Origin of the sequence: Nocardia brasiliensis, from assembly GCF_011801125.1 — a bacterium.
GTDB lineage: Bacteria > Actinomycetota > Actinomycetes > Mycobacteriales > Mycobacteriaceae > Nocardia > Nocardia brasiliensis_C.
On the sequence record NZ_CP046171.1, the window covers coordinates 2,516,790 to 2,532,623 of the forward strand.

A 15,834-nucleotide genomic window follows, 5' to 3' on the forward strand; every position below is an offset into this window, starting at 1 on the left:
CCGCCGTGGGCCTGGTCCAGCCAGGACCACCCGGTCCAAGGCCGCCAAGCCCGGCAAGGGCGGTAAGGGCGGCCCGCTGCGGCGGCGGCTCGGCGCCGGCCGGATCGCGATGCTGCTCGCGCTCGGCGTCGTCGCGTTACAGCTGTTACAGATCCAAACCATCAAAGCCCCAGGACTTTCCGCGCAGGCGGCGAGTCAGCGGGTGACCAAGGAGCCCGACTACGCGGTGCGCGGGCCGATCACCGATCGCAACGGAAAGTCGCTGGCGTTCACCGTCGCGGCGAAGGAGCTGACCTTCCAGCCGGTGATCGTGCGCAAGCGGCTCGCCGACGCGAAGGCCAAGAGCGCCAAGGCGCCTGATCCGCAGGAGCGGTTGAAGGCGATCGCGAAGACGGTGCACACGCTGCTCGGCAAGTCCGGCCCCGCGGAAGCTGATCTGCTCGCCAAACTGAACAGCGACGAACCGTTCGTCTACCTGGCGCGCGGTGTCGATCCGCGGATCGCCGCCGATGTCCGTACCCAATTCCCCGAGGTCGGCGTCGACTCCCAGTACCCGCGCGAGTATCCCGGTGGGTCGTTGGCGGCCAACGTGATCGGCGCCACCGGCTGGGACGGGCACGGCCAGATCGGCCTCGAATCGTCGCTGGACTCGGTGCTCGCGGGCACCGACGGTTCGCACACCTACGACCGCGGCTCCGACGGCGCGGTCATCCCGGGCAGCTGGCGCGACGAGCAGAACGCCGTGAACGGCAACGGCGTCGAGTTGACCATCGACTCGGATCTGCAGTACTACGTGCAGCAGCAGGTGCAGCAGGCCAGGGACATGTCCGGCGCGCAGGGCGCCTCCGCGGTGGTGCTCGACGCCAAGACCGGCCAGGTGCTGGCCATGGCCAACGACAACACCTTCAACCCGCAACTGCCGCCGTCCACGTGGGATTCGGCCGGGATGAGCAATCCGTCGGTGACCGCCCCGTTCGAGCCCGGCTCGGTGAACAAGATCGTCACCGCGGCCGCCGCGATCGAGTACGGGTTGACCACTCCCGATGAGGTGCACCAGGTTCCGGGCAGCATTCGGATGGCCGGGGTCACCGTCAACGACGCGTGGGAGCACGGTGTCGCGCCCTACACCACCACCGGCATCTTCGGCCGCTCCTCCAACGTCGGCACGCTGATGCTGGCCCAGCGGGTCGGCGAGGACCGTTATGCGGACATGCTCTCCCGGTTCGGCCTCGGCCAGCGCACCGGGGTCGGCCTGCCCGGCGAGAGCAGCGGGCGGGTGCCTGCCCGGGATCAGTGGTCCGGCGGTACGTTCGCGAACCTGCCCATCGGGCAGGGGCTTTCGATGACCACGCTGCAGATGACCGGCATGTACCAGACCATCGCGAACGACGGTGTGCGCATCCCGCCGCGCATCGTCAAGGCCAAGATCGGGCCGGACGGCACCCGCAGCGACGAGCCGCAGCCCGACGGCGTCCGGGTGGTGAGCCCGCAGACCGCGGCCACGCTGCGCACCATGTTCCAGGCCGTGACCCAGCGTGACCCGATGAACGCCAACCAGAACGGCACCGGCGCGTCCGCGGCGGTCGAGGGCTACCAGATCGCGGGCAAGACCGGCACGGCGCAGAAGACCGACCCGCGCTGCCACTGCTACTCCAGCGACAGCTACTACATCACCTTCGCGGGCATCGCCCCGGCGGACAATCCGCGCTACGTCGTCGGCCTCATGCTCGACGACCCGGTACGCAGCTCGGACGGCAGTGGTGGTCAGTCGGCGGCGCCGCTGTTCCACAGCATCGCCTCCTGGGCGTTGCAGCGCGACCGCGTTCCGCCGTCGCCGGAACCGTCCAAGAAGTTTGTCCTGCAAGCCGGGTAATGCCTCCGGTGCAGACCGTGCGTGTCGCGCGGTGATCGGTCGCCGGTAACCTGACACGTCGATCGTCGCCGCCGAGAGGAGCCTGATTTCTGTGCAGTCCGGTGAACCGCGTACGTTGCGGCCCGCCCAGCCACCTGTGACGCCGCTGGCCGCGCTGGCCGCCGCCGTCGGGGCGGAGCCGACCGGCGTGCGGTCGGTGGACGCGGTGTCGGTGACCGGCATCGAACAGCGCTCGGGGGCGGTGGTGCCCGGTGATCTGTTCGTGGCCCTGCCCGGGGCGCGGGCGCACGGTGCCCGGTTCGCCGCGGACGCGGTCGAACGCGGCGCGGTGGCGGTGTACACCGACGCGGCGGGGGCCGAGCTGGCCGGGGCGCTGCCGGTGCCCGTGCTGGTGCGGGAGGATCCGCGCGCGGCGCTCGGTGAGCTGTCCGCGGCCGTCTACGGCCGTCCGTGCGAGCGGCTGCGCATCATCGGGATCACCGGCACCTCGGGCAAGACCACCACCTCGTACCTGGTGGAGGCGGGCCTGGCCGCCGCGGGCCTGTCCACGGCGCTGATCGGCACCATCGAGACCAGGATCGGCGGTCGCCGGGTGCCGAGCGCGCTGACCACGCCGGAGGCGCCGCAGCTGCACGCGATGTTCGCGCTGATGGTCGAGCAGGGCGTGGACGCGGTGGTGATGGAGGTGTCCAGCCACGCGCTCGCGCTGGGGCGGGTCGACGGCGTGCGGTTCACCGTCGGCGCGTTCACCAACCTGTCGCAGGATCACCTGGACTTCCACGCCGATTTCGAGGACTACTTCGCCGCCAAGCGCAGGCTGTTCGAACCGGCCTCGCCGATCGCCGCGCGCACCGCGGTGGTCTGCGTCGACGATCAGTGGGGACGCAGGCTCGCGGACGGTCTGGACGCGCCGATCACGGTCTCCACCGTCGAGCTGCGCCCGCACGCCCCGGAGCAGACCGCCACGCCGGAGCACGTCGCGACCAGTGATTGGTCGCTCGACGGCGCGATCACCGCGCACGGCGGCGAGCAGGAGTTCACCGCCGCGGGCCCGGACGGCACCGTCGATGTGCGCCTACGCCTGCCCGGCCGCTACAACGTGGCCAACGGCCTGCTCGCGGTGGCGATCTGCGCGGCGGCGGGTGTCGATGCCGCGGTGGCCGCGCCCGCGCTGGCCACCGTGGACGTGCCGGGGCGAATGCAGCGGGTCGAGCGCGGCCAGGACTTCCTCGCGATCGTCGACTACGCGCACAAGCCCGCCGCGCTGGAATCGGTGATCGCCACGCTGCGTGGCTATCTCGCCGACGACTCACCCCAGGCGCCGGGGCGCCTCGCCGTGGTCGTCGGCGCGGGCGGGGACCGCGACGCGGGCAAACGCGCGATGATGGGCGCGGTGGGCGCGCACGCCGACCTGCTGATCATCACCGACGACAACCCGCGCAGCGAGGACCCGGCGAGCATCAGGGCGGCACTGCGGGCGGGTGCGCTGGAACTGCCCGAAGCCGCGCGCGGTACCGTGCTCGAGCTCGGTGATCGTGCCGAAGCCATTGCGGCGGCAGTGAATTGGGCACGGCCCGGCGACGTGGTTCTGGTCGCGGGCAAGGGCCACGAGGCAGGGCAGGAGATCCAGGGCGTGAAGCACCCGTTCGACGATCGCGAGGTGCTCGCGGCGGCACTGGACAGGCGAAGTCCGCACCACGCGGACGCGGAGGACTTGACGGTTTCATGATCGAGATGACACTGCGGGAGATCGCGGACGTCGTGGGCGCCACGCTGCACGACGTGCCCGACCCGGAGGTGCGCGTAACCGGTTCGGTCGAATTCGATTCGCGCCGAATCGGTCCCGGTGATCTGTTCCTGGCCCTGCCGGGGGACAACGTGGACGGCCACGACTACGCGGCCGCGGCCGTCGCCGCGGGGGCGACGGCCGTGCTCGCCGCGCGCCCGGTCGGCGTGCCCGCGCTCGTGGTCACGCCGAACTCCGGCGCGGTGCCGTCGAGTTCGGTTGCGCTGAGCGGGGATTCGGATGGATCGGGCGCGGCCGCGCTGGCCGCCCTCGCCGACCTGGCCCGCGCGAGCGTGCAACGGCTCACCGCCGCGGGAACTCTCACGGTGATCGGGGTGACCGGTTCCTCCGGTAAGACCTCCACCAAGGACCTGCTCGCCGCGGTGCTCGCCCCGCTCGGCCCCGTCGTCGCCCCGCCCGGTTCGTTCAACAACGAGCTCGGTCACCCGTGGACGGCCTTGCGCGCCAATGCCGATACCCGATTCCTGGTGCTCGAGCTCTCGGCCAGGGGGCCGGGACACATCGCCGCGCTGGCCGAGGTCGCCCCGCCGACCGTCGGCGTCGTGCTCAATGTCGGCACCGCGCACCTCGGCGAGTTCGGCAGCCGCGAAGCCATCGCCAAGACCAAAGGCGAACTGGTGCAGGCGCTTGCGCCGACCGGCCTCGCCGTGCTCAACGCCGACGACCCGCAGGTGGCCGCGATGGCCGCGCGCACGACCGCGCGGGTGGTGACCGTCGGGCTCTCCGAGGGTGCCGACATCAGGGCCACCGACGTCCGCCTCGACGATCAGGCACGCGCCGTCTTCACCGTGCACACCGCCGCGGGCAGCGCGCCGGTGCGCCTGGCCGTGCACGGCGAACATCAGGTCGGCAACGCGCTTTCCGCGATCGCGGTCGCGCTGGAGTGCGGTGCCGAGTTGGACGCGATCGCCGCCGCGCTCTCCGGCGCGCGCGCCGCGTCCGAGCGCCGGATGGACGTGCGCACCACCGCCGACGGGGTCACCGTCGTCAACGATTCCTACAACGCCAACCCGGACTCGGTGCGAGCCGCGCTCAAGGCGCTGGTCACCATGTCCAGGGCCGGGCAGACCCCGCGCCGCAGCTGGGCGGTGCTCGGCGAAATGGGCGAACTGGGCGAGGAATCGGTGATCGAACACGACCGCATCGGACGGCTCGCGGTGCGGTTGGATGTGGACCGGCTGATCGTCGTCGGATCCGGAAGGCCGTCCCGCGCGATGCATCAGGGAGCGGTGATGGAAGGCTCATGGGGTGAGGAGTCGATCCTGGTGCCCGATATCGGCGCCGCCATCGCGTTGCTCGACGAGGAAGTCGCCGCCGGGGACGTGGTGCTGGTGAAAGCGTCGAAGTCGGTGGGCCTCTGGGCAGTCGCCGAGCATCTGATCAATACCGAGCGCGACCACAACGAGCCGGAGGCGTTGCAGTGAGGCAGCGGAGCGAGCGAACCATGGGCGCGGCGACCCCTGGCCTAGCGGCGGCGCCGAGCGTCAGTGAGGCAGTGTCGTGAGGCAAATCCTGTTCGCGGCGGCGATCGCGCTCGCCGTCTCGATCCTGCTGACCCCGTTGCTGATCAAGATGTTCGCCAAACAGGGTTTCGGCCAGGAGATCCGGGTCGACGGCCCGGCCAGTCACCAGGCCAAGCGCGGCACCCCCACGATGGGCGGCGTCGCGATCATCGTCGGCATGTGGGCCGGATACCTCGGCTCGCACCTGATCGGCATCGGCTACAACGCCGATGGCCCTTCGGCATCGGGTCTGCTGGTGCTCGGCCTGGCCACCGCGCTGGGCGGGGTCGGCTTCGTCGACGACTTCATCAAGATCCGTAAGCAGCGCAACCTCGGCCTCACCGCCGCGGGCAAGTATCTCGGTCAGCTGACCTCCGCCGTGGTCTTCGGCGTGCTCGCCCTGCAGTTCCGCGGTGCGAGCGGGCTCACCCCGGCCAGCAGGCACCTGTCCTATGTGCGCGACATCAGCACGGTGACAATGGGTGTCGTCGTATTCCTGGTGTTCGTCTGCCTGGTCGTCGTCGCCTGGTCCAACGCGGTGAACCTCACCGACGGACTGGACGGGCTCGCGGCCGGTTCGATGAGCCTGGTGCTCGGCGGTTATGTGGTGATCACCTTCTGGCAGTACTACCACGCCTGCGAGACCAAGCCCGAAACCGGTTGCTACAACGTGCGTGACCCGCTCGATCTGGCGCTGGTGTGCGCCGCGGGCGCCGCCGCGTGCGTCGGGTTCCTGTGGTGGAATGCCGCGCCCGCCAAGATCTTCATGGGTGACACCGGTTCGCTGGCGCTGGGCGGCCTGCTGGCCGGGCTGTCCATCACCACCCGCACCGAACTGCTGATGATCGTGATCGGCGCGCTGTTCGTCGCCGAGACGCTCTCGGTGGTACTGCAGGTGGCGGTGTACCGCACCACGCGCAACCGGCTGTTCAAGATGGCGCCGTTCCATCATCACTTCGAACTCAGTAAATGGGCCGAAACCACGGTGATCATCAGGTTCTGGCTATTGGCCGCGATAGCGTCCGCGGTCGGACTCGGTTTGTTCTACAGCGAATATCTCTCTGCGGTCGGGTGAACTAGCGATGGTCGAACATTCTCCCCGGGCCCTGCGCACACCAGGGCCCATGCTCGAATTCCTGCGTGGCCGTGACGTTCTCGTCGCGGGCTGGGGCGTATCGGGGCGCTCGCTGGTCGAGCCGCTACGCGATATCGGGGCGCGCCCGGTGGTCACCGACGGCGGCGCCGCGGCGCTGGCCGAGGCGGCCGGGCTCGGCCTGGACATCGCCACCTGCGTCGAACTCGAATCCACCGACTGGAGCCGGTTCGCGCTGGTGATCACCAGTCCGGGCTGGCGGCCCGACTCGCCGGTGCTGGCCGCCGCGGTCGCCGAGGGCACGCCGGTCTGGGGCGACGTCGAATTCGCCTGGTGGGTGGATCAAGCCAGGATCTACGGGCCGGTGCGCAAGTGGCTGGTGGTCACCGGCACCAACGGCAAGACCACCACCACGCAGATGACCCACGCCATCCTGCGCGCCGCGGGCATCCCCAGCGTCGCGTGCGGCAATATCGGCCTGCCGATCCTGGACGCGTTGCGGCGCAACCCCGGTCCGCAGGTGCTCGCCGTCGAGCTGTCCTCGTTCCAGCTGCACTGGGCGCCCTCGGTGCGTCCCGAGGCGGGCGTGGTGCTCAATGTGGCCGAGGATCACCTGGATTGGCACGGCGGCCTCGACGCCTACGCCGCGGCCAAGGCGCGGGCGCTGTTCGGTCGCGTCGGCGTGGTCGGGCTCGACGACCCGGTGGCGGCCGCGCTGGCCCGGCGCAGCAAGGCGCGCCGGACCGTCGGCTTCCGGATCGGCGTGCCCGCCGACGGCGAACTCGGCGTGGTCGACGGCAAGCTGCTGGATCGGGCGTTCACCAAGGCCGCGATCCTCGCCGAGGTCGGCGACATCAGCCCGCCGGGACCGGCGGGTGTGGCCGACGCGCTCGCGGCCGCCGCGCTGACCCGTGCCATCGATGTTGCCCCGCAGTTCATCCGGGAAGGCCTGGTCGAGCACAAGGTCGGCCCGCACCGCTCGGCGTTCGTCGCCGAGGTGGGCGGGGTCGAGTTCATCGATGACTCCAAGGCCACCAACCCGCACGCCGCGCGCACCGCGATCCTGGCCCATCCGCAGGTGGTCTGGCTCGCGGGCGGACAGCTCAAGGGCGCCCAGATCGAGGATCTCGTCGAGGAGGTCGCCGATCGGTTGGTCGCCGTGGTGCTGATCGGGGCCGACGCGCCGGTATTCGCGGCCGCGTTGGCGCGACACGCGCCCGAGGTCCCGGTCGTCGAGCTGATCGCGGGAGACGATGCAGGGATGGGTGCCGACGCGTCGAGAACCGACAAGGCCGACGCCGTGATGGCGCGGGCGGTACGGGCCGCGGCCGGGTTCGCCCGTCGCGGAGACACCGTACTGCTCGCCCCCGCCGCGGCGTCGTTGGACATGTTCACCGATTACACGCATCGGGGCCGCAGTTTCGCGGCGTCGGTGCACGCACTGGAAGACGGTGACGTCGGGCGGCAGCTATGACCGATTCCGCGCGGCGTAGCGATCCAGGAGCCGGTGCCCGGTTCGTGGCCTGGCTGGCGCGGCCGCTCGCGTCGTTCCACCTGGTGGTCACCATCGCCACGCTGCTGACGGTGCTCGGCCTGGTGATGGTGCTCTCGGCGTCGAGCGTGGAGGCCTATGCCGACGGCGGCTCGGCGTACTCGCTGTTCATCCAGCAGGCGATGTTCGCGGCGATCGGCGCGGTGCTGTTCTATCTGGCGCTGCGGATTCCGTTGCGCAGGCTGCGGCAGTGGTCGTTCCCGCTGTTCGTGATCTCGGTGCTCGGGCTGGTGCTGGTGCTGGTGCCCGGCATCGGTTCCAAGGTGCAGGGCGCGCGGCGCTGGATCGATCTCGGCCTGTTCTCGGTGCAGCCGTCGGAGATCGTGAAGGTCACCCTGGTCGTCTGGGGCGCGCACCTGCTCGCGTCGCGGCGCTCCGAGCATGCCGGCCTCAAGGACATCCTGATGCCGCTGGTGCCCGCGGGCCTGCTCGTCTGCCTGCTCGTGGTGGTGGAACCGAACCTGTCCACCACCATCGCGCTCGGCATCGTGCTCGCGGCGCTGCTCTGGTTCGGCGGCCTGCCGCTGCGCCTGTTCATCACGATCTCGGTCTCCGGCATGATCGCCGCGGCGGTGCTCGCGCTCTCGGCCGGCTACCGGTCCGATCGGATGCGCGCGTTCTTCAACCCCGGTGACGACCCGCAGGGCATCAACTACCAAGCGCGCCAGGCGTTGTTCTCGCTGGCCGACGGCGGTATCTGGGGCCGAGGCCTCGGGCAGAGCCGGGCCAAGTGGAGCTATCTGCCCAACTCGCACAACGACTTCATCTTCGCCATCATCGGCGAGGAACTCGGCTTTCTCGGCTGCGCCCTGGTGCTCGGGCTGTTCGCGCTGTTCGTCTACACCGGGCTGCGCATCGCGAGCCGCTCGGTGGATCCGTTCTTGCGGTTGCTCACCGCGACCGCGACGACGTGGATCACCGGGCAGGCCCTGATCAACATCGGCTACGTGGTCGGGCTGCTGCCGGTGACCGGCCTGCAGCTGCCGCTGGTGTCGGCGGGCGGCTCGTCACTGGCCATCACGCTGTTCATGTTCGGCATCATCGCCAACGCGGCCCGGCATGAGCCGGAGGCGGTTTCGGCGCTGCACGCCGGGCAGGACGGTAGATTCAGCAGGCTGCTGCGCCTGCCCAAGCCCGAGGTGTACTCGCCGGCGCGGGCCGGCGCCGCCAGGGCGAAGTCCGCGCAACGGGGTAGGGCACCGCGCTCGGGCCGACCGGCCGCGCTGCCGCCCGGCCGACGTGGCCAGGGCGAATCGGGCAGGCGCCGCTCGCCGGAGAGCCGGGGTACCAGTTCGCTGCGGGCCACCAGGGCATGGGAGCCAAGCTATCCGGTCAACCACGCAAGAGAACGGGGAAGATCTAGGTGATCTCGGTAATCGTCGCCGGCGGCGGCACGGCGGGCCACATCGAGCCGGCGCTGGCGGTGGCGGACGCGCTGCGTCGGCTCGACGATTCGATCCGGGTGACGGCGCTCGGTACCGAACGCGGCCTGGAAACCCGGCTGGTCCCCGAACGCGGTTATCCGCTCGAGCTGATCCCGCCGGTTCCGTTGCCCCGCAAGCCCACCGCGGATCTGCTGTGGCTGCCCGGCCGGGTGCGGGCCTCGGTGGCGCAGACCAGGGCCGTGATCGATCGGGTCGAGGCGGATGTGATCGTCGGCTTCGGCGGCTATGTCGCGTTGCCCGCGTACCTGGCCGCCGGGCCGGGTCTGCTGCGGCGGCGCCGCGCGGTGCCGGTGGTGGTGCACGAGGCCAACGCCAAGGCGGGCATCGCGAACAAGGTCGGCGCCCGGCGGGCCCGGCGCGTGCTCGCCGCCGTGCCCGATTCGGGCCTGGCCGGGGCGCAGGTCGTCGGCATCCCGGTGCGCGCGGCCATCACCACGCTGGACCGCGCCGCGTTGCGGGCCGAGGCGCGTGCGCATTTCGGGTTGCCCGCCGAGGGGCCGGTGCTGCTGGTCTTCGGCGGCTCGCAGGGCGCGCTGAGCCTGAACGACGCGGTGTCCGGCGCCGCCGCGCAACTGGCCGCGGCGGGCATCTCGGTGCTGCACGCGCACGGCCCCAAGAACACACTCGAGGTCGCGTCCGGTGACGGTGCGGCGCGCTATGTCGCGGTGCCGTATCTTTCCCGGATGGACCTCGCCTATGCCGCCGCCGACGCGGTGGTCTGCCGGTCGGGCGCGATGACCGTCGCCGAGGTGTCGGCGGTCGGGCTGCCCGCGTTCTACGTGCCACTGCCGCACGGCAACGGTGAGCAGGAGCTCAACGCCGGACCGGTGGTCCGGCAGGGCGGTGGCAGAATTGTCCCCGATTCGGAGCTGACGCCGAAATACGTGATCGATGAGGTGATTCCGCTGCTCATGGACCCCGCACGGCTGATCGAGATGGGCCGTGCCGCCGCCGGTGCCGGGCACCGCGACGCCGCCGACGAGGTGGCGCGCATCGTGCTGGGGGTCGCCGGATGACCGAGGAGGATCTCTCGGCGTTGCCGCCCTCGCTCGAGCGGGTGCACATGGTCGGCATCGGCGGTGCCGGGATGTCCGGGATCGCGCGCATCCTGTTGTCCAGGGGCGGCGCCGTTTCCGGGTCGGATGCCAAGGAGAGTCGCGGGGTGCTCGCGCTGCGGGCGCGCGGCGCGCAGGTGCGCATCGGTCACGATGCCAGCGCACTCGACCTCTTACCCGGCGGCCCGACCGTGGTGGTCACCACCTACGCGGCCATCCCGAAGACCAATCCCGAACTGGTGGAAGCGAATCGGCGCGACATCCCGGTGCTGCTGCGCCCGGCCGTGCTCGCCTCGCTGATGCAGGGGCATCGCACGCTGCTGGTGTCGGGCACACACGGCAAGACCTCGACCACCTCGATGCTCATCGTGTCGTTGCAGCACTGCGGCTTCGACCCGTCCTTCGCGGTCGGCGGCGAGCTGAACGAGGCGGGCACCAACGCCCACCACGGCACCGGGGATATCTTCGTCGCCGAGGCCGACGAGAGCGACGGCTCGCTGCTGCAGTACGAGCCCGACGTCGCGGTGGTCACCAACATCGAGTCCGATCACCTGGACTTCTTCGGCACCGACGAGGCCTACGTGCAGGTCTTCGACGACTTCGCCGACCGGTTGAGCGCGGGCGGGCTGCTCGTCGTCTGCCTGGACGACCCTGGTTCGCGGGCGCTGGCCGAACGGGTCGGCGCGCGCCTGGCCGAGAAGAACGTGCGGGTACTCGGTTACGGCTCCGGCGAACTCGCCGACGCGCCCGTTCCGGTCGGGGTGCGGCTGCACAGCTGGGAGCCGCGCGACGTCGGCGGCATCGCCCAGTTCCAGCTCGCCGACGAGGCGACCCCGCGCACCCTGCGACTGGCGGTGCCGGGCAGGCACATGGCCTTGAACGCGCTGGCCGCGCTGCTCGCGGCCCGCGCGGCCGGTGCGGACGTGGACGAGATCGTTCAAGGCCTGGCGGGTTTCGGCGGTGTGCACCGGCGGTTCCAGTTCTCCGGCCGGGAGAACGGGGTGCGCGTCTTCGACGACTACGCCCACCACCCGACCGAGGTGCGCGCGGTGCTCGGCGCCGCGGCCGAACTGGTGCAGCAGGAGGCCCGCGACGGCGCCCGCTCCCGCCAGGGCCGCGTCATCGTGGTGTTCCAACCGCATCTGTACAGCCGCACCGCCACCTTCGCCGCGGAGTTCGGCACCGCGCTCAGCCTCGCCGACGAGGTGGTCGTGCTCGATGTCTACGGCGCGCGGGAGAAGCCGCTGCCGGGGGTGAACGGCGCGCTGGTCGCGCAGGCGGTCACCAAACCCGTGCACTACCAACCGGATATGTCGCGGGTGGGCAAGCAGGTCGCCCGGCTCGCGCTGCCCGGTGACGTGGTGATCACCATGGGCGCGGGGGACGTGACCATGCTCGGCAGTCAGATCCTGGACGGTTTACGGGCGCGGCCCCAGTACGGGCGGTGAGCGCCGTGACGACGCGGCCGCGCCCGCATCGGCCGCCGAGCGAGCGGAGTCGTGATGGCCAGGCGTGACACCAGGGGTGACGGCGCGACCCGGCGCGGGTTCGCCGCGGCGCGTTCGGCACGCGAGCGGTTCGGCGCGGGGGAGGCCCGACGGTTCTGGCTGTGGGGATTGCTGGGCGTGTGCGTCCTCGTGATCGTCGCGGCCGTCGCGTGGTTCACCCCGGCGCTTTCGGTGCGCACGGTCGAGGTCGACGGTGCGGTCGCGGTGCCCGAACAACAGGTGCGCGACCTGCTCGAGATTCCGTCAGGTCGCTCGATGCTGCGCATCGACACCACCGAGATCGCGCGGCGGGTGGCGCGCATTCCCAAGGTGCGCACCGCGCGGGTGCAGCGGGTTTTCCCGTCGACGGTGAAAGTGACCGTCGTCGAGCGGGTTCCGGTGGTGTTCTTCGAGAGTCCGCAGGGCGCGCACCTGTTGGACGCGGAGAGCGTGGAATTCGCGATCGAGCCCGCGCCGATCGGGGTGCCGAAGCTGATCACCGATCATCCCGCCGGCGACGACCCGCTCACCAGGGCGGCGGTCGCGGTGCTCACCGTGTTGCCGCCTGCGCTGGGCGTTCAGGTGGACGAGGTTGTGGCGCGGTCCATTTCAGATATTTCCCTGAAACTGAAGGATGAGCGCACGGTACTCTGGGGCGGGACCAACGACGCCGAGCGCAAGTCGGCGGTCGTACTGCCGCTGCTGACCCGCCCCGGAACGGTGTTCGATGTTTCGAGTCCTAATCTGGTCACGGTAAAGTGATCGATACCCATTGCGCCCGCGTCGAATTGCCGCATTCGACGGGCGGCGCTCGCGGTCCCATCGTGGATCGGCGAGCCGCTGCCTCCGGGCCTGACGCTCACGCCGCCGGGCTGATACAGGCCGGCGGGCGGGGCGCCGGGGGGCAACCGTTCACCATACTTCGTGTGGGTCGGCGAAACGAGAGGGATCACACAAGATTCTGTGTCTCGTTCCGGCGCGCCTGCGCGCGGTTTGCGGCGGCGGCGAATAGCGTTCCGCAGCAGTCGGATACTTGACATAACGCTAACCCTATGGTTGAGCTTTAGGGTTTGCCCGAGCGGCGGTTCGCTGAGTTGGCCGCTCAGGCGAAACCGGCGGAGTGTCTCGAATCCGAAAACGACAGGCTTTAGATCGAAGGAAGGCGAGAGCCCATGACGCCCCCGCACAACTACCTTGCCGTGATCAAGGTCGTCGGTATCGGCGGCGGCGGCGTGAATGCCGTCAACCGGATGATCGAACAGGGTCTCAAAGGTGTCGAGTTCATCGCGGTCAATACCGACGCGCAGGCTCTGCTGATGAGTGATGCCGACGTCAAGCTCGACGTCGGCCGCGAACTCACCCGTGGTCTCGGAGCGGGCGCCGACCCCGAGGTCGGTCGCAAGGCGGCCGAGGACCACAAGGACGAGATCGAAGAGGTGCTCAAGGGCGCCGACATGGTCTTCGTGACCGCGGGCGAGGGCGGCGGCACCGGCACCGGTGGTGCGCCGGTCGTCGCCCAGATCGCCCGCAAGCTCGGTGCGCTGACCATCGGTGTGGTCACCCGCCCGTTCTCCTTCGAGGGCAAGCGGCGCGGCAACCAGGCCGAGGTCGGCATCAACCAGCTGCGCGAATCCTGCGACACGCTCATCGTGATCCCGAACGACCGGCTGCTGCAGCTCGGCGACGCGGCCGTCAGCCTGATGGACGCGTTCCGCTCGGCCGACGAGGTGCTGCTCAACGGTGTGCAGGGCATCACCGACCTGATCACCACGCCGGGTCTGATCAACGTCGACTTCGCCGACGTCAAGAGCGTGATGTCGGGCGCGGGCAGCGCCCTGATGGGCATCGGCTCCGCGCGCGGCGAGGGCCGCTCGGTGAAAGCGGCGGAGTCCGCGATCAATTCGCCGCTGCTCGAGGCGTCGATGGACGGCGCGCACGGCGTGCTGCTCTCGATCGCGGGCGGCTCCGACCTCGGCCTGTTCGAGATCAACGAGGCGGCGTCGCTGGTGCAGGAGGCCGCGCACATCGAGGCCAACATCATCTTCGGCACGGTGATCGACGACTCGCTCGGCGACGAGGTGCGCGTCACCGTGATCGCCGCGGGTTTCGACGGCGGCGGACCCGCTCGCCGGACCTTCGACACCACCGGCCGCAGCACCATCGGGTCGGCCCGCTCCGGCGAGATCGGCCAGAACCGCGGCACCGAGGTCGCGGCCCGCGGCACCGACACCGCGGCCACCGGCGCGAGCGCCTCGACCCGCGGCGCCGTCCCGAGCTACCGCGACTCCGAACGGGCCCGCCTCGCCGAGCCGACCGTCGCCAACAACCCCCGCGCCCACATCGAACCCCCCGACGACGATGACGACGACGTGGACGTCCCCTCCTTCATGCGCCGCTGACCCACCCCCGCGTCCCCTGACTCGACTCACCCGCACAGGTGCGGGTTCCTGAGAAACAGGGGCGAGGGGGTTAAGGGGCGGCGACTAGGCTCGAGTGCATGACTTCTGCGCCGACGCTGACGGTTCGACGGGTGACAACTACTCGAGCGGGGGGCTTTTCGGCGCCGCCGTACGAGTCGTTCAATCTCGGCGATCACGTCGGGGACGATCCGGCGACGGTGCGGCGCAACCGGGATCGACTGGCCGAGGGAATCGGGCTGACGCCGGACCGGCTGGTGTGGATGGAACAGATCCACGGCCGCAATGTCGAGATCATCGATGGCCCGCGGGCCGAGCCGGTGCCCGCGACCGACGCGATCGTGACGAACGTGCCCGGCCTCGCGCTGGTGGTGCTGACCGCCGACTGCGTGCCCATCCTGCTCTCCGACGACGAGGCCGGTGTGCTCGCGGCCGTGCACGCCGGTCGCATCGGCGCGCGCATCGGCATCGTGCCGAAGGTGCTCGAGGCGATGCTGTCGCTGGGCGCGCGAGCGGAGCGGATCGGCGCGTTCCTGGGGCCCGCGGCCTCGGGCAGGCAGTACGAGGTGCCCGCCGCGATGCGCGCCGACGTCGAGGCGCACCTGCCCGGCAGCGCCACCACCACGGTGCGCGGCACGCCCGCGCTCGACCTGCGGGCCGGAATCCGCAGGCAGCTCACCGAAGCCGGGGTCGGCGCGGTCGCGGTCGACCCGCGCTGCACCATCGAGGACCACACCCTGTTCAGTCACCGGCGCGGCGCGCCCACCGGGCGGCTGGGCAGCGTGATCTGGTCGGAGGTGCGCTGATGTCCCCGGAATCGGTTGCGGCACAGGTGGACGAGCGCACCGCGGAGCTGGCGACGAACCTGGCCGCGTTGCAGGGGCGCATCGACGCCGCCTGTCGTGCGGCGGGCCGCGCACCGGACTCGGTGCGTCTACTCCCCGTGACGAAATTCTTCCCGGTCGGCGATGTCGCGATCCTGCACCGGCTCGGTCGGCGCGAGTTCGGCGAGTCGCGCGAACAGGAGGCGACCGCCAAGGTCGCGGCACTCCATGAGCACATAGGTGACGAAGACCTCTCGGATGTGCGCTGGCACATGATCGGACGGCTGCAACGCAACAAGGCGCGGGTCGTGGCGCGGTGGGCGCACACCGTGCACTCGGTCGACAGCGAACGTCTGGCAACCGCCTTGGCCACCGGTGCGCGTGCCGCTTTGGACGCGGGGGAACGAACCGAGCCGGTGCGCGTCTTGCTGCAGGTGAGCCTGGACGAGGACCCGTCCCGCGGGGGTGCCGCACCGAATGAATTGGGCCCCTTGGCCGCACAGGTCGCGGCCGCTCCTGGATTACGACTGTCCGGTCTGATGGCTATTCCGCCATTGGGGGCGGAGTCTGATGCGGCATTTGCACGCCTTGCGACTTTGCACACCCTGCTACTGGCCGAGCATCCCGATGCGACAGAACTTTCCGCAGGAATGTCCGGCGATCTGGAAACCGCCATCGAACACGGCTCGACGGTTGTGCGTGTCGGTACCGCCTTGATGGGCGCTCGACCGATAACCTCGGCGTAGCAAAGAAACCTCATCAGTCACATTCGACACATA

Annotated in this window: 12 protein-coding genes; all 12 read left to right on the forward strand. The window is 70.5% G+C overall.

The features are described 5' to 3' along the window. Positions 1–109 precede the first annotated feature (109 nt). The 12 genes from F5X71_RS11425 (at position 110) to F5X71_RS11480 (ending at position 15,801) form a co-directional block, all read left to right on the forward strand. A complete protein-coding gene (locus F5X71_RS11425; RefSeq protein WP_167466390.1) occupies positions 110–1,873 on the forward strand; it encodes a peptidoglycan D,D-transpeptidase FtsI family protein in 1,764 nt (587 codons plus the stop codon). Positions 1,874–1,964: 91 nt separating this feature from the next. Further along, complete coding sequence (locus F5X71_RS11430) at positions 1,965–3,602, forward strand: UDP-N-acetylmuramoyl-L-alanyl-D-glutamate--2,6-diaminopimelate ligase (RefSeq protein WP_238815841.1); 1,638 nt, start codon at positions 1,965–1,967, stop codon at positions 3,600–3,602. After that, on the forward strand, positions 3,599–5,104 hold the full coding sequence (locus F5X71_RS11435) for a UDP-N-acetylmuramoyl-tripeptide--D-alanyl-D-alanine ligase (protein ID WP_167461918.1): 1,506 nt from the start codon (positions 3,599–3,601) through the stop codon (positions 5,102–5,104). The genes F5X71_RS11430 and F5X71_RS11435 overlap by 4 nt, the downstream gene beginning before the upstream one ends. A gap of 76 nt (positions 5,105–5,180) precedes the next feature. Beyond that, the gene (mraY, locus tag F5X71_RS11440) at positions 5,181–6,257 is read left to right on the forward strand and encodes a phospho-N-acetylmuramoyl-pentapeptide-transferase (protein ID WP_029893591.1); all 1,077 of its coding nucleotides are present in this window, start codon (positions 5,181–5,183) and stop codon (positions 6,255–6,257) included. Between the two features lie 49 nt (positions 6,258–6,306). Next, the gene (gene murD / locus F5X71_RS11445; protein WP_167466392.1) at positions 6,307–7,749 is read left to right on the forward strand and encodes a UDP-N-acetylmuramoyl-L-alanine--D-glutamate ligase; all 1,443 of its coding nucleotides are present in this window, start codon (positions 6,307–6,309) and stop codon (positions 7,747–7,749) included. Beyond that, positions 7,746–9,194 carry a putative lipid II flippase FtsW gene (ftsW, locus tag F5X71_RS11450; protein WP_167461919.1) on the forward strand — a complete coding sequence of 483 codons (1,449 nt, stop codon included), beginning with the start codon at positions 7,746–7,748 and terminating at the stop codon, positions 9,192–9,194. Before murD ends, ftsW begins: the two co-directional genes overlap by 4 nt. Then, positions 9,191–10,288 (forward strand): undecaprenyldiphospho-muramoylpentapeptide beta-N-acetylglucosaminyltransferase, encoded by a 1,098-nt coding sequence (gene murG, locus F5X71_RS11455; RefSeq protein ID WP_167461920.1) that lies wholly within the window; start codon positions 9,191–9,193, stop codon positions 10,286–10,288. Before ftsW ends, murG begins: the two co-directional genes overlap by 4 nt. Beyond that, complete coding sequence (murC, locus tag F5X71_RS11460; RefSeq protein ID WP_167461921.1) at positions 10,285–11,775, forward strand: UDP-N-acetylmuramate--L-alanine ligase; 1,491 nt, start codon at positions 10,285–10,287, stop codon at positions 11,773–11,775. Before murG ends, murC begins: the two co-directional genes overlap by 4 nt. A 54-nt stretch (positions 11,776–11,829) precedes the next feature. Beyond that, positions 11,830–12,576 carry a cell division protein FtsQ/DivIB gene (locus tag F5X71_RS11465; protein WP_167461922.1) on the forward strand — a complete coding sequence of 249 codons (747 nt, stop codon included), beginning with the start codon at positions 11,830–11,832 and terminating at the stop codon, positions 12,574–12,576. 410 nt (positions 12,577–12,986) lie between these two features. Next, entirely contained in the window at positions 12,987–14,213 is a 1,227-nt protein-coding gene (gene ftsZ, locus F5X71_RS11470) for a cell division protein FtsZ (RefSeq protein WP_167461923.1), read from the forward strand. 98 nt (positions 14,214–14,311) lie between these two features. Further along, the gene (gene pgeF, locus F5X71_RS11475) at positions 14,312–15,037 is read left to right on the forward strand and encodes a peptidoglycan editing factor PgeF (RefSeq protein ID WP_167461924.1); all 726 of its coding nucleotides are present in this window, start codon (positions 14,312–14,314) and stop codon (positions 15,035–15,037) included. Beyond that, complete coding sequence (locus F5X71_RS11480) at positions 15,037–15,801, forward strand: YggS family pyridoxal phosphate-dependent enzyme (protein ID WP_167461925.1); 765 nt, start codon at positions 15,037–15,039, stop codon at positions 15,799–15,801. The genes pgeF and F5X71_RS11480 overlap by 1 nt, the downstream gene beginning before the upstream one ends. Positions 15,802–15,834 lie beyond the last annotated feature (33 nt).